16 protein-coding genes are annotated in these 19,377 nt (G+C 34.0%); 13 read left to right on the plus strand and 3 right to left on the minus strand.

The features are described 5' to 3' along the window. Nucleotides 1–499 precede the first annotated feature (499 nt). From BD847_RS12570 to BD847_RS12600, 7 genes are all read left to right on the plus strand, one after another. Complete coding sequence (locus tag BD847_RS12570) at nt 500–952, plus strand: Lrp/AsnC family transcriptional regulator (protein ID WP_115888617.1); 453 nt, start codon at nt 500–502, stop codon at nt 950–952. Nucleotides 953–971: 19 nt separating this feature from the next. Continuing rightward, complete coding sequence (locus BD847_RS12575; protein WP_167443860.1) at nt 972–2,480, plus strand: M20/M25/M40 family metallo-hydrolase; 1,509 nt, start codon at nt 972–974, stop codon at nt 2,478–2,480. Between the two features lie 12 nt (nt 2,481–2,492). Then, nucleotides 2,493–3,356, plus strand: a complete 864-nt coding sequence (locus tag BD847_RS12580) for a cyanophycinase (RefSeq protein ID WP_244201600.1) — start codon at nt 2,493–2,495, stop codon at nt 3,354–3,356. A gap of 2 nt (nt 3,357–3,358) precedes the next feature. Then, on the plus strand, nt 3,359–5,557 hold the full coding sequence (locus BD847_RS12585; protein ID WP_115888620.1) for a penicillin acylase family protein: 2,199 nt from the start codon (nt 3,359–3,361) through the stop codon (nt 5,555–5,557). 98 nt (nt 5,558–5,655) lie between these two features. Next, complete coding sequence (locus BD847_RS12590) at nt 5,656–6,429, plus strand: dienelactone hydrolase family protein (RefSeq protein ID WP_115888621.1); 774 nt, start codon at nt 5,656–5,658, stop codon at nt 6,427–6,429. A 38-nt stretch (nt 6,430–6,467) separates the two neighbouring features. Further along, nucleotides 6,468–7,469 (plus strand): DUF3667 domain-containing protein, encoded by a 1,002-nt coding sequence (locus tag BD847_RS12595; protein WP_115888622.1) that lies wholly within the window; start codon nt 6,468–6,470, stop codon nt 7,467–7,469. An 8-nt stretch (nt 7,470–7,477) separates the two neighbouring features. Continuing rightward, nucleotides 7,478–8,494 (plus strand): M28 family peptidase, encoded by a 1,017-nt coding sequence (locus BD847_RS12600; RefSeq protein ID WP_115888623.1) that lies wholly within the window; start codon nt 7,478–7,480, stop codon nt 8,492–8,494. Nucleotides 8,495–8,673: 179 nt separating this feature from the next. Here the strand turns inward: BD847_RS12600 and rho are convergent, their stop codons facing one another. Beyond that, nucleotides 8,674–10,488 carry a transcription termination factor Rho gene (rho, locus tag BD847_RS12605; protein ID WP_115888624.1) on the minus strand — a complete coding sequence of 605 codons (1,815 nt, stop codon included), beginning with the start codon at nt 10,486–10,488 and terminating at the stop codon, nt 8,674–8,676. Between the two features lie 181 nt (nt 10,489–10,669). Here rho and BD847_RS12610 point away from each other — a divergent pair, with 181 nt between their 5' ends. The 3 genes from BD847_RS12610 to BD847_RS12620 all read left to right on the plus strand — a co-directional run bounded on the left by BD847_RS12610 (nt 10,670) and on the right by BD847_RS12620 (nt 12,839). Further along, complete coding sequence (locus BD847_RS12610; protein ID WP_115888625.1) at nt 10,670–11,086, plus strand: DUF4293 domain-containing protein; 417 nt, start codon at nt 10,670–10,672, stop codon at nt 11,084–11,086. A gap of 157 nt (nt 11,087–11,243) precedes the next feature. Further along, nucleotides 11,244–11,903, plus strand: coding sequence for a response regulator (locus BD847_RS12615; protein ID WP_115889017.1), 660 nt, complete (start codon nt 11,244–11,246; stop codon nt 11,901–11,903). 18 nt (nt 11,904–11,921) lie between these two features. After that, nucleotides 11,922–12,839 (plus strand): sensor histidine kinase, encoded by a 918-nt coding sequence (locus BD847_RS12620; RefSeq protein ID WP_115888626.1) that lies wholly within the window; start codon nt 11,922–11,924, stop codon nt 12,837–12,839. 3 nt (nt 12,840–12,842) lie between these two features. On the opposite strand, the gene BD847_RS12625 is transcribed toward BD847_RS12620, so the two are convergent. Together BD847_RS12625 and BD847_RS12630 are read right to left on the minus strand one after the other, a co-directional pair. After that, entirely contained in the window at nt 12,843–13,337 is a 495-nt protein-coding gene (locus BD847_RS12625; protein WP_115888627.1) for a metallophosphoesterase family protein, read from the minus strand. A 189-nt stretch (nt 13,338–13,526) separates the two neighbouring features. Beyond that, a complete protein-coding gene (locus BD847_RS12630) occupies nt 13,527–15,431 on the minus strand; it encodes an SPFH domain-containing protein (RefSeq protein ID WP_115888628.1) in 1,905 nt (634 codons plus the stop codon). 439 nt (nt 15,432–15,870) lie between these two features. Between BD847_RS12630 and truA the strand changes: the two genes are divergently transcribed. The 3 genes from truA to BD847_RS12645 all read left to right on the plus strand — a co-directional run bounded on the left by truA (nt 15,871) and on the right by BD847_RS12645 (nt 19,265). After that, nucleotides 15,871–16,605 carry a tRNA pseudouridine(38-40) synthase TruA gene (truA, locus tag BD847_RS12635; RefSeq protein ID WP_115888629.1) on the plus strand — a complete coding sequence of 245 codons (735 nt, stop codon included), beginning with the start codon at nt 15,871–15,873 and terminating at the stop codon, nt 16,603–16,605. Nucleotides 16,606–16,781: 176 nt separating this feature from the next. Then, nucleotides 16,782–18,536, plus strand: coding sequence for an ABC transporter ATP-binding protein (locus BD847_RS12640; RefSeq protein WP_115888630.1), 1,755 nt, complete (start codon nt 16,782–16,784; stop codon nt 18,534–18,536). Between the two features lie 144 nt (nt 18,537–18,680). Then, the gene (locus BD847_RS12645) at nt 18,681–19,265 is read left to right on the plus strand and encodes an HNH endonuclease (protein WP_115888631.1); all 585 of its coding nucleotides are present in this window, start codon (nt 18,681–18,683) and stop codon (nt 19,263–19,265) included. Nucleotides 19,266–19,377 lie beyond the last annotated feature (112 nt).

The following is a 19,377-nucleotide window of genomic DNA, read 5'->3' on the forward strand; positions in this document are numbered from 1 at the left end:
GACATTTATCTATCATAATTAATACACAATGAAAAGAATAAAACTCCGTAGGAGTTAAATATCGGTAGAAACAATTATGGGGTCGATAAAAAATGCCCCATAGAGACGATATTTACTATTGATATTTAATCTCGCCGAGATAATACTTTTATTATGTAAAGATTAAAAATCAAGCTATTGAAATCAATTTATAATAATTAATACACAATGAAAAGAAAACTCCGTAGGAGTTAAATATCGGTAGAAACAATTATGGGTTCGATAAAAAATGTCCCATAGAGACGATATTTACTATTGATTTTTAATCTCGTCGAGATAATACTTTTATTATGTAAAGATTAAAAATCAAGCTATTGAAATCAATTTATCATAATTAATACATAATAATAAAAATACTCCGTAGGAGTTAAATATCGGTAGAAAACAATTATGGGGTCGATAAAAAATGTCCCGTTAGGGACTATATTTACAACAAATAAAAAAAGCAGAATTTAAAAGAATGGAAATACTAGACGAATTTGATATTAAGATAATTAAGGAATTGGAAAAAGACGGCAGAATGGCTTTCTCGGCAATTGCATCTAATTTGAAAATATCAAACACTATGGTGCATCAGCGTGTTAATAGAATGATTGAGCAAGGTGTACTTGGCGGCATAAAACCAATTATTCAGGAAAAAAATATTGGCTACGACTGGGCTTCTTTTACCGGAATTACATTAAATAAAGATTCTGATTCTGACCGAATTATAGAGGCATTAAAAGACATTCCTGAAATTACCGAATGCTACTACGTAACTGGTTCTTTCACGTTGTACATTAAAATTATTGCAAAAAACCACGAACATATGCGTAGAATTCTTTACGAAAAAATCGATGGAATTCCCGGCATTGCCAAAACCGATTCGATTATTGAATTGGGTTGTGCTTTTAAAAGAAATATCTCGCTATAAATTTCAAAAACTAAAAAAAATGCGTTTACGAATACTGCTTTTATTTACTCTGTTTTACTGTAAATCGATGTTGTTTTCGCAGACGACTGTTTCAAATCCATCCAAAAGTGATTTTTCGGGAACACTTTCTTTTTTGGCATCTGACTGGCTCGAAGGCCGTGGCGCTACACAAAAAGGTGGTTTTATGGCATCTGAATATATTGCCTCAATGATGGGTTTATATCAGTTAGTTCCTTTTCAAAAAGATACTGCATCGGGTTATTTTCAGGACTTCAAAATTCTGGAACATTCTGTTAAAAATGTTTCTTTGGAAATCAAAAAAGGTAAAAAAATAATCGCTCTTTCTCCAGAAACCGATTTCAAGGTTACTCCAATTGCACAATCAATACAAAAAGAAGCTCAAATTGTTTTTGTTGGTTACGGAATAAATCTTTCAAAAGAAGGTTATGATGATTACAAAAATCAAGATGTAAAAAACAAGGTCGTGGTAGTTTTAAAAGGATTTCCTGGCCATCTGGACAGTACTTCGGTAACCTATCAAAAATTCAAAAAAATATTTCCCGAAGAAAATGATTTAGAAGAAACAAAACTTCAGACAGCAATAAACAAAGGTGCAATTGCGCTTGTAATTTTAGATTCAAAAGGCAAATTTAAACCTAATAATTCAAAGGAAGATGCTGTATTTCATTCTTTAGAAAATGCATCAAACACGTCAATTCCAGTTTTTAAATTAACCAAAACTGCTTCTGAAAAACTTTTGTCTGAAACTACTATTTCATTAAACAATATAGAAAAGAAATTAGCTCAAAAAAATGCTGGCACTTCTACTCTATTTAAAAACACGAAAATCAATTTTTCACTCGAATTACAATCTCAAACTTTTCCGGTTCGAAATGTTCTCGGAATGATTCCAGGAAAAGACACAACCAAAACCGTTATTATTGGTGCGCATTATGACCATTTAGGAATTAAAAATGATTCGATTTACAATGGTGCCGATGATAATGCATCCGGAACTTCGGGAATGCTGGCTTTGGCTAAAAAATGGTCAGAATCGAAAGTAAAACCACCTTTTAATTTACTTTTCGCTTCTTGGACTGCCGAAGAATTAGGCCTTTTAGGAAGTGAATACTTTGTTCAGAATTTTGATTTTCAAAAACAAAAAATACTTCTCGCCATAAATATGGACATGATTTCGCGAAATGCTCCGGAAGATCAGACACATCGAATTTTAAGTATTGGAACTCCAAAAGAAAATGAGAATTTAAAAGAAATCGCCACTTTAAGTAATTCCAAACTTGCAAAACCTTTCACACTTGATCTCTGGGAAACTGACGGCCACAGCGGAAGTGACTACGCCTCGTTTACTGCAAAAGGAATCCCGATCATGACTTTCTTTAGTGGTTTTCACGATGATTATCACACGCCGCGAGACAAAGCTTCTAAAGTAGATTTAGATAAAGTAAAAGACGTGCTTTTTATTGTCAATACTTCGCTTTTAAAATTCATAGAAAATCAGCATAACTAAACCAAAATAAACATGAAAAACCAACCACTTTTCAGACTTACATCCAAGAATTTTACGATCACGCTATTCTTATTTTTGAGTTGTTTGCTTCAGGCGCAAAATCCAAAAGGAAAACTCTTTATCATTGGTGGCGGAGATCGTTCTGACGAATTAATGAAACAGGTTTTGGCTGTAGCCGAATTAGGAAAAAAAGATTATATCGTCGTTTTACCAATGTCGAGCGAAGAACCGGATAGTTCGTTTATCTTTTTTAAAACACAAATGGTGAAATTAACTTCAAATCCAATTGTGATGCTGAATTTCAATAAACAAACAGCTCAAAATAAAACATTGACAGATTCGGTACAAAAAGCAAAACTGATTTTTATAAGCGGTGGCGATCAAAGCCGTTTTATGGCAGTTGCTCATAATACACCAATAAAAACCGCAATTCAAAAAGCATATGAAAACGGAAGTACCATTTCCGGAACAAGTGCAGGAGCAGCTGTGATGTCGGAAAAAATGATTACCGGAAATCAGAAACTGGAAAAAGAATATTCTGGTACTTTTGATAATATCAGATATGACAATCTAGAAACTTCAGAAGGTTTGGGTTTACTGAAAACTGCCGTTATCGATCAGCATTTTTTAAAACGAAATCGCTACAATCGCTTGCTTTCTGCTTTGGTGGAATTTCCAAATTTAACCGGAATTGGAATTGATGAAGCAACGGCAATTATTGTGAGAAACAATGAAATTGAAGTTGCAGGAGAAAGCGAAGTTATTGTTGTTAGAAATCCGAAAGGCATTCAAAAATCCAAAAAAAACAATCTGATTTCTATTGAAAAATTAGAAATGAGTATTTACAATGCCGGACAAAAATTTAAAATTAAATAAACATGTTTAATTCTTCCAAAATAATAAAATTAACTTTTTTAATTTGCTGCAGTTTTCAGATTTCGGCACAAAAAATAAACCAGAAAGAAGTTAACCGGCTTGAAAAATTAGCACAACAAGTTACCATAATTAGAGATAATTGGGGAATTCCACACATTTATGGAAAAACGGATGCTGATGCCGTTTTTGGATTGTTATACGCACAATGCGAAGATGATTTCAAGCGAATCGAAATGAATTATATTGAGAAATTAGGTCGCCTGTCAGAAATTAAAGGGCAATCTGTTTTATATAATGATCTTGAAATTAAACTTTTAATTGACACAGAAGAGGCTAAAGCCGATTATAAAAAAGCGCCGTCATGGCTCAAAAAACTTTTAAATAGCTACGCGGATGCAATCAACTTTTATCTTTATAAACATCCGGAAGTAAAACCGGCACTTTTAACGCATTTCGAACCTTGGTTTCCTTTGCTTTGGACAGACGGAAGTATTGGCGCCATTAGTACTGCTGATCTTTCGACAGGCGAATTAAAAGCTTTTTATTCTGGCAACAATGACAAAGTAGCGTATGTAGAAAGAGAAAAATACGTACAAACCGGCTCCAACGGTTTTGCATTTGCGCCATCAAAAACAGCTGACGGAAATGCCATTTTATACATTAATCCGCATACGACTTTTTATTTTAGACCTGAAGTTCAAATTACAAGCGATGAAGGTTTGAATGTTTATGGCGCGGTAACTTGGGGTCAATTTTTCATTTATCAAGGATTTAATGAAAACTGCGGTTGGATGCATACCTCATCAAACGTGGATGTTGCCGATATGTACGCTGAAAAAATCACCACTAAAAATGGAAAATTATTCTACGAATTTGATAAAAAACTTTTACCGGTTATCGAAAAAGAAATCACGATAAATTATACTGAAAATGGAAAATTAGTTCCAAAGAAATTCAAAACCTATTTTACCAACAACGGTCCAATTATGGCCAAACGCGACGGAAAATGGATTAGTCTAAAATCGAATAACAGATCGATGACCAGTTTGATTCAGAGTTGGGTTAGAACAAAATCTAAAAACTTTGACGATTATAAAAAAGCAATGGATCTAAAAGCCAATACTTCCAACAATACCGTTTATGCCGATAATAAAGGAAATATTGCATATTGGCACGGTAATTTTATTCCGATTCGGGATAAAAACCTGAATTGGTCAAAAGTAGTTGACGGATCTGTTTCTTCAACACAATGGAAAGGTCTACATGACGTTAACGAAACGGTGCATTTATATAATCCCGTAAATGGATGGTTGCAAAATTGTAATTCTACGCCTTACTCTGTTGCAGGAGAAAATAGTCCAAAAGAAGTAAATTATCTTCCTTACATGGCACCAGATGGAGAAAATTTCAGAGGCGTAAATGCCGTTCGAATTTTTAATAAAGGTGACAAATATACACTGGACAAAGTAATTGCAGATGGCTATGATTCAAAATTATCGATTTTTGAAATTTTAATTCCCAGTTTAGTTACTGTTTTCGAAAAAAACATAAAACCTGATTCTGCAGAATATTTAGAACTGAAAGAACCAATTTCGATTCTTAAAAACTGGGATTACTATGCCAAAGAAAATTCGGTGGCAACCACATTAGCGGTAGAATGGGCCTATAAATTAGATCCAATAATCCAAAAAGCTTACATTGACGAAGGCGAATTAGATCAGGTAGAAAACACAACAAATTTTGCTAAAAATGCAACAGTCACACAAATGATTCCGCAGCTTCAAACCGTTTTAAAAGAGCTTAATTCGAAATGGGGAACATGGCAAGTGGCTTGGGGCGAAATTAACCGTTTTCAGCGTTCAAGCGGTGACATTGATTTGAAATATGACGATTCTAAACCAAGTTTACCAATTGGTTTTGGCCCTGGTTCATGGGGAAGTTTACCCTCTTTTAAAAGCAGTTACCAAAACGGATCTAAAAAAAGATACGGTTACAACGGAAATAGTTTTGTTTGTGCAGTTGAATTTGGCTCTAAAATAAAAGCAAAATCGGTATTGGCTGGCGGAAATAGCGGAGATGAAAATTCGAAACATTTTACAGATCAGGCCGAAATGTATCAGAAAGGTCAATTCAAAGACGTTTTATTTTACAAAGAAGACGTTCAGAAAAATGCAGAAAAAACGTATCATCCCGGCGAATAACAACATTTTTACCTATATGTTAAATAACCTCGTAAGAAATAGCTTTCAAGGTTTTTTTGTAACATAATATTTCTGATATTTGTTAAAAATTGTAAGAAATGAAAAATTCAATCGCACTTATTTTTGCAACCTTAATCTTTTCCGGCAACATGAACGCACAACTAAAACCAGTAAAATATGCTGATGGCAATCAGGCATTAAATGGTTTATCAATAAAAGCAGCCAAAAAAAGCACTAATAATCCCGGAATTTTACTATTGCCGGCATGGCTTGGAATTGATAATGCCTCTAAAGGAATTGCAGAAAACTTATCTAAATTGGGCTACAATGTTTTTATCGCTGATATTTATGGCGAAGGAAACTATCCAAAAAATACTGCAGAAGCAGGAAAACAAGCAGGATTCTATAAAACAAATTATGAAGCCTATCAAAAAAGAATCAATGCAGCTTTGCAGGAATTAATCAAATCCGGAGCAAATGCAGATAACATTGTGGTTATTGGATATTGCTTTGGAGGAACCGGAGTTCTTGAAGCAGCTCGTGGACATTTGAATGTAAAAGGAGTTGCATCATTTCATGGAGGTTTAGGCAAAGATGCATCAAGAACTGCAACACCAATTACAACAAAAGTTTTAGTTTGTCATGGTGCTGATGATCCTTTTGTTTCTAAAGAAGAAATTGCGGCTTTTCAGCAAGAAATGCGTGATTCTAAAGCCGACTGGCAAATGATTTATTATTCAGATTCTGTTCACTCTTTTACAAATCCGGAAGCTGGAAGTGATAATTCTAAAGGCGCTGCCTATAACCCGGTTGCAGCCAAAAGATCATTTGAGCATTTGAAACTTTTTCTTGACGAAGTCCTAAAAAAATAAACCTAAACTGAACCAAATCAAAAACAACAAATTAACCAATGTCACACAGTCCGATTAGAGAAGATAAAACCTGTTTAAACTGCAGGCATGTTGTCGAACAGAAATTTTGTCCAAATTGTGGTCAGGAAAATACAGATACCAGAAAAACATTTCATCATTTATTTATTCATTTTTTTGAAGATTTAACGCATTATGAAAATGCATTTTGGAAAACAATAAAAAATTTACTTTTCAAACCTGCAACTCTAACAAAAGAGTATCTTTCCGGTAAAAGATTGTCTTATTTGGCGCCTGTTCGTCTTTATATTTTCATCAGTTTTATTACTTTTCTTTTAATTGCATTATTTCCCAGTGAAGTAACTGAAAACCTGACAAAAGGTGAAAAGGAAATTAGTTCCAATTTCGAAAATGCAAAGCCAAAAGAAACTAAAAACTGGAAGGACAAGTCATACTTAAAGTCAAAAACAGTGGACAAATCCTATTTTCAATTGAAATCAATGAAAGAAATTGATTCCATTCAGAAATACGGAAAGGAAAGCGAAAAACTAAATACGACATCGTACTGGCTTTATGAAAAAGCCGTCCATGTTACAGAAAATAATACTAAAAGAGAGATAATTGAAAAATTTATCGAGTCTTTTTTTCATAATCTTCCGAAAATCCTCTTCATTATTATGCCGTTTTTTGCCTTTTTCTTGTGGATTTTTCACAGTAAAAAAAGATGGTATTATTTTGATCACGGCATTTTTACACTTCATTATTTTTCTTTTCTGCTGCTGATTTTTCTCATTATGTTTATTATCAACAGAGTAGTTGGCCTTTTCGGAGAAGATAGTCCATTGTCTTATATAGCGGCAATTACAAACTTTATCGGAACAATTTGGATGTGTTATTATTTTTATCCCGCGCATCATCGTTTCTATGGCGAGTCCAGAATAGTATCATTTGTAAAAAGTTTCCTGCTATTTATAATAAATTCACTTTTTATTCTATTTTTACTTACCTTTTACGTTCTTTACACATTTATTAATTTACACTAACTATAGGAATGAAAAAATTACTCCTTTTATTACTTGTTGTCTCTGCGTATTCTTGCAAAACTGCGCAGTCTACAGCATCTAAAGACAATTCGGATCCAACAAAATACATTAAAGCTATTTCCGAAAAAGATCTTAAAAAAATGCTTTACACTATTGCTTCTGACGAAATGGAAGGCCGTGAAACCGGTTCTGCAGGACAGAAAAAAGCAGGGCTTTATATGATCGAGCAATACAAAAAAAGTAAAGTTTCGTTCCCAAAAGGAGCAACAGATTATTACCAACATATTCCGGCTGCTTATTTGAATGCCAAACGCAATCAAAATTTACCGGATTCAGAAAACATCTGGGCTTACATCGAAGGATCTGAAAAACCAGATGAAGTTTTGGTAATTTCGGCTCACTACGATCACGTTGGTATAAAAGATGGCGAAGTTTACAATGGTGCCGATGATGATGGTTCAGGAACTGTTGCCGTTATAGAAATGGCTAAAGCTTTTGCAAAAGCTAAAAAAGAAGGACATGGACCAAAACGTTCTATTTTATTCCTTCACGTAACTGGCGAAGAACATGGTTTACACGGATCTCGTTATTATTCTGAAAACCCTTTATTCCCAATCGCAAATACAATTACCGACATCAATATTGATATGATTGGCCGTCGCGATGTTGAACATGCCAATTCTAACAATTATGTATATGTAATTGGAGCGGACAGATTATCAACGGAATTGCATAATACAGTTGTAGCTCAAAACGACAAATACATCAAAATGAACCTGGATTTCAAATTTAACGATCCTAAAGATCCAAATCATTTTTACGAGCGTTCTGACCATTACAACTTTGCAAAACATGGTATTCCAGCAGTTTTCTTCTTCAACGGAGTTCACGAAGATTATCACGGAAAAGGCGACGAACCTCAAAAAATAGAATACGACGCTTTAACAAAAAGAACACAACTTGCTTTTGCTGTAGCATGGGATTTAGCCAACAGAGAAAACAGACCGGTAGTGGATAAAAAATAATCTAAGCTACTAAGCTTCTAAGTTGCTAAGATTCTAAGTTTTTTTAATACTAAGATTCTGAATGACTATAATTTTAAGAAAAATAAAGGGGATGAGTTTTTAACTCATCCCCTTTTATATATTTAAATCTCAAAGAAAAAATTTAGCAACTTAGAAGCTTAGCATCTTAGCAACTTTCCTTAGTCATTCATCGAAATCAAAAACTCCTCATTATTTCTGGTTTTCTTGAAACGATCGTTTACAAAATCCATAGATTCTACTGGATTCATATCAGAAAGATATTTACGCATAATCCACATTCTTTGTAATGTTTTTTCGTCTAATAATAAATCGTCACGACGTGTACTTGATGACGTAAGATCGATTGCAGGGAAAATACGTTTATTGGCAATCTTACGATCCAATTGAAGTTCCATGTTACCGGTTCCTTTAAATTCTTCAAAGATAACCTCATCCATTTTAGAACCCGTTTCAGTCAATGCAGTCGCGATGATACTTAAAGATCCTCCGTTTTCTACATTTCTTGCTGCTCCAAAGAAACGTTTTGGTTTCTGTAATGCATTTGCATCAACACCACCACTTAACACTTTTCCAGAAGCCGGTTGAACTGTATTGTAAGCTCTCGCAAGACGTGTAATCGAGTCTAACAAGATTACAACATCATGTCCGCATTCTACTAAACGTTTTGCTTTTTCAAGAACAATATTGGCAATTTTTACGTGTTCCTGTGGTTCTCTGTCAAAAGTTGACGCGATAACTTCACCACGAACACTTCTTTGCATATCGGTAACCTCTTCAGGACGCTCATCAATCAAAAGAACGATTAAATAAACTTCTGGATGATTTGCTGCAATTGCATTTGCGATATCTTTAAGAAGCATTGTTTTACCCGTCTTAGGCTGTGCAACGATCATACCACGTTGTCCTTTTCCTATTGGAGAAAATAAATCGATAATACGAGTTGATATAGAACTGCCTTTTTCGGCTAATTTGAATTTTTCAGAAGGGAAAACCGGTGTCAAGTGTTCAAAAGAAACTCTGTCGCGAACAACTTGCGGATCATGTCCGTTAATTTTAAGTACACGAACCAAAGGGAAAAATTTCTCACCTTCTTTTGGAGGACGAACCACTCCTTTTACAGTATCTCCGGTTTTAAGACCGAATAATCTGATTTGTGAAGTTGACAAATAAATATCATCCGGAGAAGCTAAATAATTATAATCTGATGAACGTAAGAATCCATAACCATCCGGCATCATTTCAAGAACACCTTCACTTTCGATAATTCCATCAAATTCAAAGTCTGAATCTCTGAAATTATTATTCTTTTTATTTTTATGATTTGGATTTTGATTTCCGTTATTTCCATTACCATTTCCGTTTCCATTCTGGTTTGGATTCTGATTCGGATTTTGGTTAGGATTTTGATTTTTATTCTGATTTGGATTTATTTTTTTGCTCTGAGGCGCATTTTCTGTCTTTTCTGCAACAACAGGAGTTTCAGCACCTTCTTCAGCAATCACTTCTTTTACAACTTCTTTTTCTTTTTGCTGTGCAACCTTTTTCTCGTAAGCTGATTTATTAAATTTTACAATTTTAGGCTCTTTTTTATCAGCAACAGGATTCTCTATATTCTCCTGAACGTTTGGCGTCGCTTGAATCTTAGGAGTTGCCTGAATCTTTGGTTTTGCAACAGGAGTTTCCTTCTTTTCTGCAGTTTCCTCTTCTACTTTATCAAATTCTAAAACCGGAGCATTTTTTGGTGCTGCTGTTTTTTTAGCAGGAACAATTCTAGCTCTTTTTGGTTTATCATCCGTTATTTCCTTTTCTGCCACAACAGGTTCAGGCGGCGCTACGGTCGCTTCTTGATGTGCCAAAATCTGACTGATTAAAGTCTCTTTTTTAACACCATTAAACTTTATTGTTTTAGCTAACTTAGCTATTTCCTGAAGCTCAGCAAGCTTCATTTCTTTTAATGCAGAAATATCAAACATGAATGTTCTATGAATTTAATTATTTTAAGGAATACTGTAAAAAGAATAGGTAGATAAATAATTTCGATTGACCGCAGTATGAAGTGCTTACGGTATTATGATGCAATAATACGAATAAAATTTAATCATACAATAGTATTTATAAAAAAGAAAATATATTTTTGTAAAACAATTTCAAGTTATGTTACAACGAATTCAAACCGTATATTTAATTCTTACCTTTGTAATAACAGGGGTATTACTTTTTTTTATACCGCTTTGGTCTTTAAACGACGGTAAAGCTTTTTACTTCATGCAAGATCAGCTTTACACCATATTATTAGGATTAAGTACAATGCTTACAATTGTTAGCATTATATCATACAAAAAAAGACAAAATCAGTTTGTAATGAACAGACTGAACATAATATTAAATTTAATTTTATTAGGATTATTTGTATATCGCTCTCTAAATTTATCTGGAGAAACAGTTAACGCTGTTTCTGAGAAAGGTATTGGGATGTTTCTTCCAATTGTTGCTATCGTATTATTAGTTTTAGCTAATAAGGCCATCAAAAAGGACGAAGATCTTGTAAAATCTGTAGATCGTTTGAGATAAACCTATAAACTTAATTTTTTGTGCGAAGAAGAACCCGAATTTTATTCGGGTTTTTTTTTGCTTTATTTGTAACTTTTAATGATATAAAAAAGCCTTAATTAGACTACCCAAAGAGATCCTTTCAATTTAATTTTGCTGTTTCATTTCCAAAACAATGATTGCAAAAAAAATTAGGATTCATCTCGCAGATGACCATCAGGTACTTATTGATGGTCTTAAAAATCTACTGCAAACAGTTTCAAACTTTGAAGTTGTTGGTACTTCAATAAATGGCATCTCCATTTATGACGATATAATACAAAACAATGCTGACATTTTAGTTTTAGATATAAGTATGCCCGAAAAAGATGGCATCAAGGTTTTGCAAGAATTTAAGGAGAAAGGAAATCCGTGCAAAATCATAATTTTATCAAGCTATGATGATTTAAAAATTATCAAAGAAGTAATGAAATTAAATGCAAAAGGGTATCTCACAAAAAAATGCGCTGGCAAAAATATCATTGAAGCCATAAATACCGTCTATAAAGGGCACGAATACTTCTCAGACGCAATCCGAGAGAAAATATTTGAGAGCTTTGCCAACAATCCTAAATTAAAGGAAAATACCTACTTCAAAAATTCAATTTTAACCCCGCGAGAACTTGAAATTGTTAAATTAATTTCTCTAGAATACAGCGGAAAAGAAATAAGCGAACTGCTTTTCATTAGTACCAATACCGTAGAAACTCACCGAAAAAACATTATGAAAAAGCTACAAACCAAAAACACAATTGGTCTGGTCAAATATGCCTTAAAAAACAACTTAATTAATCCTTAGGGTATAAATTTTTGCACTATGAATTTCTTCAGAATTATCATTTTACTTTTTCTTTTCGCTCCTTCAAGCAAAATTCTTTTTTTTAGTCAGCAAAGGAAAACGTCAATAGAATACCTTGATTTACAAGTCAAATCAAAAAATACAAATTCTAAAGAATTGCAAAAATTGAAAGATTTTCAGAATAAAAAAATCGTAAGCCTAATCATTTTTTTGATTATCCTTTTGTTTTTTCTTTTATACTTCTCTTACCAAAACAATAAACTAAAACAAAAAATAAAAAGAAAAGACATAAAACAGAAAATCTTATTAAATGTAATAAACTCGGGAATTGACACACAGGAAATTGAACGAAAAAAAATTGCTTCATTCCTGCATGACAATATCAATTCTTTGCTTTCATCAGCAGGACTTCATTTGAATACTTTTACAACACAAAATAATATAGAATCAGAAGAAATTCGAAAAACTAAAGTGATTTTAGGTGAAGCACATGATCTTTTACGTGATATGTCTCACAATCTTGTCCCTAGCCTTTTGGTTAGGTTTGGTTTAATTTATGCTTTAGAAGATTTATGCGAACGAAATTCAAACAGTTCTATAAACTTTGAATTTTCAAGCAGTATTTCAATAGATAAAAGATATGTTGAAAAATTTGAAATGAAAATTTATTTTATAGTTTCGGAACTCTGTAACAACATTATCAAACACAGCCATGCTCAAAAAGCTACTCTTTTTTTGAAAGAAAACAACAATCAATTTTATATCAAAATCAGAGATTACGGAAAAGGCTTTGATACCAAGAAGATAAACGAAGTGGAAGGTTTTGGATTGAACAGAATTAGAGCCCGTGTTAAAAAATTTAAGGGAACTATTAATGTTACTTCTAAAGTCAATCAAGGAACATCTATTAAAATTAAAATTCCGCTTCCGCATTAAATCCTATTTTTTCCCGATTTCAATAATTTCCAAATCTTTTATTTTATCGTCATCAATTACAAATCGAAGCATGGTACGCATTTGATGAAAACCGCTTTTTCCGGCTGCACCGGGATTCATATGCAGTAGATTATTCTTTTTATCAAACATCACTTTCAAAATATGTGAATGTCCACAAATAAATAATTTGGGTGGATTTAATGCCATTTCTTCTCTGATACTTGGGTTATATTTTCCTGGATAACCACCAATATGCGTAATCCAAACGGAAACATTTTCACACATAAACCGATTGTTTAGCGGAAATTCCAATCTTGCTTTTGCATCGTCGATGTTTCCATAAACTGCTCTTAAAGGTTTTATCTTTTTAATCGTATCCGTAACATTCAAATCGCCAATATCTCCGGCATGCCAAACCTCATCGGCTTGATTAACATACTTTAAAATAGTATCATCAATATGACTGTGCGTATCGGAAAGAAGGAGGATTTTTTTCATTTTTTTGAAGGGGCAAAGGTTCAGAGGCTCAAAGGTACAAAGGTTTTTTTTAAAGATGCTAAGTTACCAAGCTACTAAGTTGCTAAGTTTTCTAACAAAAAAATCCGATTCGCTTTTGCAAATCGGATTTCAAAACTTTGTGTTAGACGCACTACTGTGCGTCTCTACGATTTATCCTTATGGAAATTACTATTTCTTAATGTTTTTAGAATCTTTTGTATCCATCATTTCCATAAGCTTCATACCTAACAATCCGCTTATAGAACCATCCGATCCTGCATTTCCTGAAATTAAAACATCCGGAATTACCTTGATATTTCCTTTACCAATTTCCTCGGTTACTTTATATCGGGTAAAATTATCTCCTCCCATTGCCGTAACTTGAAGTTGATACGCTTCGGCAGTCGATTTACCAATTGCCATAATCTTCTCAGCTTCAGCCAAACCGGTTTTTGATATTCTTTCCGCTTCGGCACTTGCGTTTAGTTTTGTAGCTTCAGCCTGTGCTCCTGCTCTTGCTTTTGTCGCTTCAGCTTCAGCGTTTGCACGCATCTTTGTTGCTTCCGCTTCAGCGTTAACATTCAGTTTCAAACTCGTTGCATCTCCTTCTGCTTTTTTAACTGTTGCATCGGCGGTTCTTTGAGCAATTTCAACACTTTGAGAAGCGCGAACAATTTCTTTCTGCATATCTGCAATTGCGGTTTCTTTTTCCATTCCTTGACGCTGTTCCTGCGCCATTCTTTGCGTTTGATAGGTTTTTTGCTCTTCTTCAGCCAGTTTTCTATCAGTCAAAGTTTTCATTAATGAATCTGGCGGAACGATATCTCCAATCAAAGTATCAACTGCATTTACATTGTATTCGTCAAGAACCAATTTAATATGATTTTTAGCCGATTCCTGACGCTCTTTTCTAGTGGTTAAAAATGAAATCACATCGCTGTCCTGAGCTGAGTTTCTAAAATAGTTACCAATTGTAGGCTCCAAAACTTGAGAAACTAAGTTATTCATGCTTCCAAAACGTGCAATTACTTTTGGCGCTTCGGCAGCTGGAACATGAATGATTTGTGCAACATCCAGATTAAACGGGAAACCATCCTTTGAACGAACTGTAATTGTAGACAAGTTTTTATCTAAATCGTGCGATTCGCTTCTGGCATTTGCCCAGTTTAAAACTAAGTTGGTTGTTGGAACAGGCTCCAATTTAGTAGTGTATTTATTTAAAGCATATTTTCCTGGCCCAAAAGGTTCCATCCAAACACCTCGTTGGCCTTTTGAAACAATGTTACCGTGTTTAAAAGTATCGCCTGTAACATCTTGTCCGTCTTCTCCAATATACGAGATAACAACTCCTACATACCCAATTGGCACATCGGTCATTGGATTTTGCTCAATCAGGATTCCCCATGTATTAATATAATACGAACCTGCTAACATAACTTGCGGTTGCAAACCACGATTTCCTCCATGTTCTAAGAACTTGTCAAAATCCTGAAAGTTGTTGTGATTTTCAACAAACTTACCTGCAATTTGCCCTTGCGGAATTGGTTCTCCATCTAATGCTGTTACGATACCAATCATGTTCTCATAAATCTTAATCTGATCTGCGACAACAATTTCAAACAAAAAAGTGTTAATACGATACGATCCTGTTGTAATAAAAGCCGTTTGACGTCCTTTTTGTCCTCCATTATTCAGGAACGCTGTTGCATCCTGAAAATTGTCACTCTCTACTCTTCTGGCTAAGATTCGTCCGGTTGGGATTTCCTTACCGTCTTTACTTAAAACCAATCCAATTTTTCCTTCCGGAATAATTGTAAATCCAGTCATATCGATTGAATATTGCCAAATCCACATTCCCCAATATAAACCTGGAGCAAGTGTTTGTGCCTGATAACCCGCCTCGCCTTTTGTCGCAATAATACGGCCATCCGGCAAAGATTTATCGGCACCAAACAAAACGAATTTTTTGGTTACCAAACCAATTTTATCCTCAGGAACGATCACCATTCCGAAGAAAACGCGTAAAATAAATTTGTAAAAAAGAATAGCGAATACAATTAAAAGTACCCACCAATAAGAAGTAATTTCATTCATAGTTTTTGATATTTAGTATTACAAACATAGGAGAAATAATTCCTGTTAAAATGGAAAATTTTAAAAATTAACATTTGCCGATTTTCGCTAAAAATTGTTAAAAAAAGACTCAAATGAAAACGTTGGAATTGTCAATTTCTGACACGATTTTTTGTTGTGTCAACTGTGATTTGCATTTTAGGTTTTAACAGTTCTTTTTGAGGTTCAAAGACTCATAGTGACAAAGGTTCAAAGTTTTCTTTAGACAATTTATAATGCAAATCTATTATTTGATAAAGACATATTTTATCAATCTGATGTTAGACGCACTGCAGTGCGCCTCTATGATAACGTCATGCAAAAAACCTTAGTCCCGAAGCCTGGGGATAGCACCACAGAACCTTAGTATCTTCAAAAAAACCTTTGTATCTTTGTCACTCTGAACCTTTGAACCTTTACCTTGAGATATTTTATTCAATTTGCATATAACGGAACACATTATCACGGCTGGCAATTTCAGCCAAATGCGTCTTCTGTTCAGGAAACTTTAAACAAAGCACTTTCGGTTTTACTAAACTCTTCAATAAATGTTATGGGAGCCGGACGTACCGATACCGGAGTTCATGCAAGTGAAATGTATGGGCATTTTGATTTTGAAAATCCAATTGATGCTCCAAATTTAGTGCACAAACTGAATTCTTATTTACCAAAAGATATTGCCATTTTCGATATTATTTTGGTTCATGATGAAGCGCATTGCCGATTTGACGCTACAAAACGAACGTACGAATATCATATCAACACTGTTAAAAATCCGTTTTTACAGGAACTCAGCTGGTATTTTAATCAAAAATTAGATGTAGCTTTGATGAATGAAGCCGCGAAAATCTTGTTGAAGCATACCGATTTTCAATGTTTTTCGAAAGTAAATACAGATGTAAACACATTTGATTGCACGATTTTTGAGGCCTATTGGAAACAAGAAAAAGGTAAATTAATTTTTACTATTTCGGCAAACCGATTTTTAAGAAACATGGTTCGTTCTATTGTTGGAACTTTAGTAAATATAGGTCTGCATAAAATTACGCTGGACGATTTTGAAAATATAATTGCCAGCAAAAGCAGAGAAAAAGCCGGATTTTCTGTTCCGGCGCATGGTTTATATTTAACCGAAATAAAATACGAATATTTATAGCTGTAAGCAATAGGCTTTAAGCTTTAGGCAATAAGCTTTCTCCGGAATGTGCTTAGTCTAATGTATAAAGTTTATAGCTTAAAGTATAAAAAAATATAGCGATAAGCTGTAAGCAAGAGGGTTTAAGCACTAAGCCTATTGCCTAAAGCTTATAGCCTAAAGCCAATAAAATATAAATGAAAGCAAAAGCATTCGATACCGGTCTATTCAAACGAATTTTAAAATATACAAAACCTTATAAATGGCGCTATTACGGCGTTATTGTTTTTGCAATTTCATTATCGATTTTTGCAGCACTTCGCCCTTATTTACTAAAACAAACGGTCGACGGCTATATCAAGACCCATGACAAGTACGGCTTGCTTATGTATATTGTTTTAATGGGCGTTGTACTTTTATGTGAAGTCTTTTCACAATTCTATTTTGTGTATTGGGCAAACTGGTTAGGACAGGATATTGTAAAAGACATTCGTACCAAACTTTTCAAACATATTCTAAGTTTCAGAATGAAATATTTTGATTTGGTTCCGGTTGGACAATTGGTAACCCGATCCGTTTCAGACATTGAATCGATTGCCCGTATTTTCAGCCAGGGTCTTTTTATGATTATAAGTGATTTGATGAAAATGCTGGTGGTTTTGCTTTTTATGTTTTATATGAATTGGAAACTGACTTGGATTGTTGTTGTGGCAATGCCGATTCTGGTTTATATCACACGAATTTTTCAACGAAAAATGCAAGTTGCTTTCGAAGAAGTTCGGACACAAATTGCCAATATGAATTCTTTTGTTCAGGAGCGTGTAACGGGAATGAAAATCGTTCAGCTTTTTAACAGAGAAAAAATCGAAGCAGAAAATTTTAAGGTCATAAATGACAAACACAGAGTTGCATGGATTAAAACCATTTTATACAACTCGATTTTCTTCCCGATTGCAGATATTATTTCGTCAATAACTTTAGGATTAGTGGTTGTTTTTGGAGGATTTAAAATTCTGAATGGCGATCATTTTACCACTTTTGGAGATTTGTTTTCTTATACCATGTTTATCGGAATGCTTTTTAATCCGCTACGACAAATTGCGGATAAGTTTAATGAGATGCAGTTGGGAATGATTGCAGCTAATCGTGTTTTTGATATTATTGATACACAAGATCACATTCAAGATACAGGAACTATTGAAGCTCCGGTTTTTGATGGAAGCATCGAATTTAAAAATGTCCGTTTTAGTTATATTCCGGAAGAAGAAGTTATAAAAGGAATTGATTTATCTGTTGATTCGGGTCAGACTATCGCGATTGTAGGCTCAACTGGAGCTGGAAAATCGACTATTATAAACTTGTTGAATCGTTTTTACGAAATTAACAGCGGTAGCATTTATATTGACGGACAAAATATCGAAAACTACACACTTGCCTCGTTACGAAAACAAATTGCGGTGGTTTTACAGGATGTATTTCTTTTTGCCGACACCATTTATAACAATATTACTTTACACAATCCAGAGATTAGCCGCAAACAAGTATTGGAAGCTGCTAAAAAAATTGGTGTTCACGATTTCATTATGAGTCTCCCTGATAATTACGATTTTGATGTAAAAGAGCGCGGTGTAATGCTATCATCTGGTCAACGCCAATTAATTGCTTTTTTACGTTCGTATGTGAGTAATCCGAGTATTTTGATTTTGGATGAAGCAACTTCTTCAATCGACACCTACTCTGAAGAATTGATTCAACGTGCTACAGAAACGATTACCAAAGGAAGAACTTCAATTATTATTGCGCATCGATTAGCAACAATTGTAAACGCAGATAAGATCGTAGTAATGGATAAAGGACTAATCGTAGAGCAAGGAACTCATCAAGAATTGCTTAATAAAGCTGATGGATATTACAAAAACCTATATGATTCGCAATTTTCGGTGGCAAACTAGGTCTCAAAATGCTAAAAAAACATTTATAAACGTTAAATCAGCGTTATAGAAATCATAAAACTGCTCCTCAGCACTAGTGCTTTAACATTTCATCTTTGGTTTATTATTTATCTTTGAGATTGTAGAAATCAAATGTAAAAGAAAATGCCACAAAACAGATTTTATCCAGACGAAAAATTTAAGGAAATAGAAATAAATGCTTCATTACAATTAAAATATGCCATTTCAAATCGAGGCCGACTAATAAGCTTCACAGATGAAATAGAAAATGGACGCCTTCTAAAAGGAGGCTTGAGCGATGGATATCCCACTTTTAGATTTAAAGTCAAAAAAGATGACAAAATTGTCAACAAATATCTTTTCTTGTATAAATTAGTTGCACAATACTTTCTTCCAAAAGATTCAGAAGAACAAACGTATGTACTTCATTTAGATTACAACCGAAGTAATGACGATATAAGCAATTTACGTTGGGCGACGAAAGCCGAAATGATGGCTCACAGTCGTAAAAGTCCGCGTGTAATTCAGGCTAAAAAGAACCTTATTGAGCACAATCTTAAAGCTGACGGAAGAAAATTGACCACTACAAAAGTGATGTTGATAAAGAAAATTTTGGCCCGACCAGAACAAAAAACACGTCTAAAAATGATTGCCAAACAATTTGGCGTAAGCGAAATGCAGATAAGACGAATTGCCAGCGGTGAAAACTGGGGACACGTTAAAGTATAAATTGATAATTGATAATTGATAGTTGATAATTGATTCGTTTGTCAGGCTGAGCGAAGTCGAAGCCCACACAAAGTTTTTCGATTTTGATCAGATTTATAACAAAACATAAAAG

Source organism: Flavobacterium cutihirudinis (assembly GCF_003385895.1).
GTDB lineage: Bacteria > Bacteroidota > Bacteroidia > Flavobacteriales > Flavobacteriaceae > Flavobacterium > Flavobacterium cutihirudinis.

Excerpts from the sequence above, each read along its gene's own strand:
- BD847_RS12625 (WP_115888627.1), bottom strand. The coding sequence starts at position 13,337 with ATGAAAAAAATCCTCCTTCTTTCCGATACGCACAGTCATATTGATGAT.
- BD847_RS12630 (WP_115888628.1), bottom strand. The coding sequence starts at position 15,431 with ATGAATGAAATTACTTCTTATTGGTGGGTACTTTTAATTGTATTCGCT.
- BD847_RS12645 (WP_115888631.1), top strand. The coding sequence starts at position 18,681 with ATGCCACAAAACAGATTTTATCCAGACGAAAAATTTAAGGAAATAGAA.
- BD847_RS12620 (WP_115888626.1), top strand. The coding sequence starts at position 11,922 with ATGAATTTCTTCAGAATTATCATTTTACTTTTTCTTTTCGCTCCTTCA.
- BD847_RS12590 (WP_115888621.1), top strand. The coding sequence starts at position 5,656 with ATGAAAAATTCAATCGCACTTATTTTTGCAACCTTAATCTTTTCCGGC.
- BD847_RS12575 (WP_167443860.1), top strand. The coding sequence starts at position 972 with ATGCGTTTACGAATACTGCTTTTATTTACTCTGTTTTACTGTAAATCG.
- BD847_RS12595 (WP_115888622.1), top strand. The coding sequence starts at position 6,468 with ATGTCACACAGTCCGATTAGAGAAGATAAAACCTGTTTAAACTGCAGG.
- BD847_RS12570 (WP_115888617.1), top strand. The coding sequence starts at position 500 with ATGGAAATACTAGACGAATTTGATATTAAGATAATTAAGGAATTGGAA.
- BD847_RS12640 (WP_115888630.1), top strand. The coding sequence starts at position 16,782 with ATGAAAGCAAAAGCATTCGATACCGGTCTATTCAAACGAATTTTAAAA.
- BD847_RS12580 (WP_244201600.1), top strand. The coding sequence starts at position 2,493 with ATGAAAAACCAACCACTTTTCAGACTTACATCCAAGAATTTTACGATC.
- rho (WP_115888624.1), bottom strand. The coding sequence starts at position 10,488 with ATGTTTGATATTTCTGCATTAAAAGAAATGAAGCTTGCTGAGCTTCAG.
- BD847_RS12610 (WP_115888625.1), top strand. The coding sequence starts at position 10,670 with ATGTTACAACGAATTCAAACCGTATATTTAATTCTTACCTTTGTAATA.
- BD847_RS12600 (WP_115888623.1), top strand. The coding sequence starts at position 7,478 with ATGAAAAAATTACTCCTTTTATTACTTGTTGTCTCTGCGTATTCTTGC.
- BD847_RS12585 (WP_115888620.1), top strand. The coding sequence starts at position 3,359 with ATGTTTAATTCTTCCAAAATAATAAAATTAACTTTTTTAATTTGCTGC.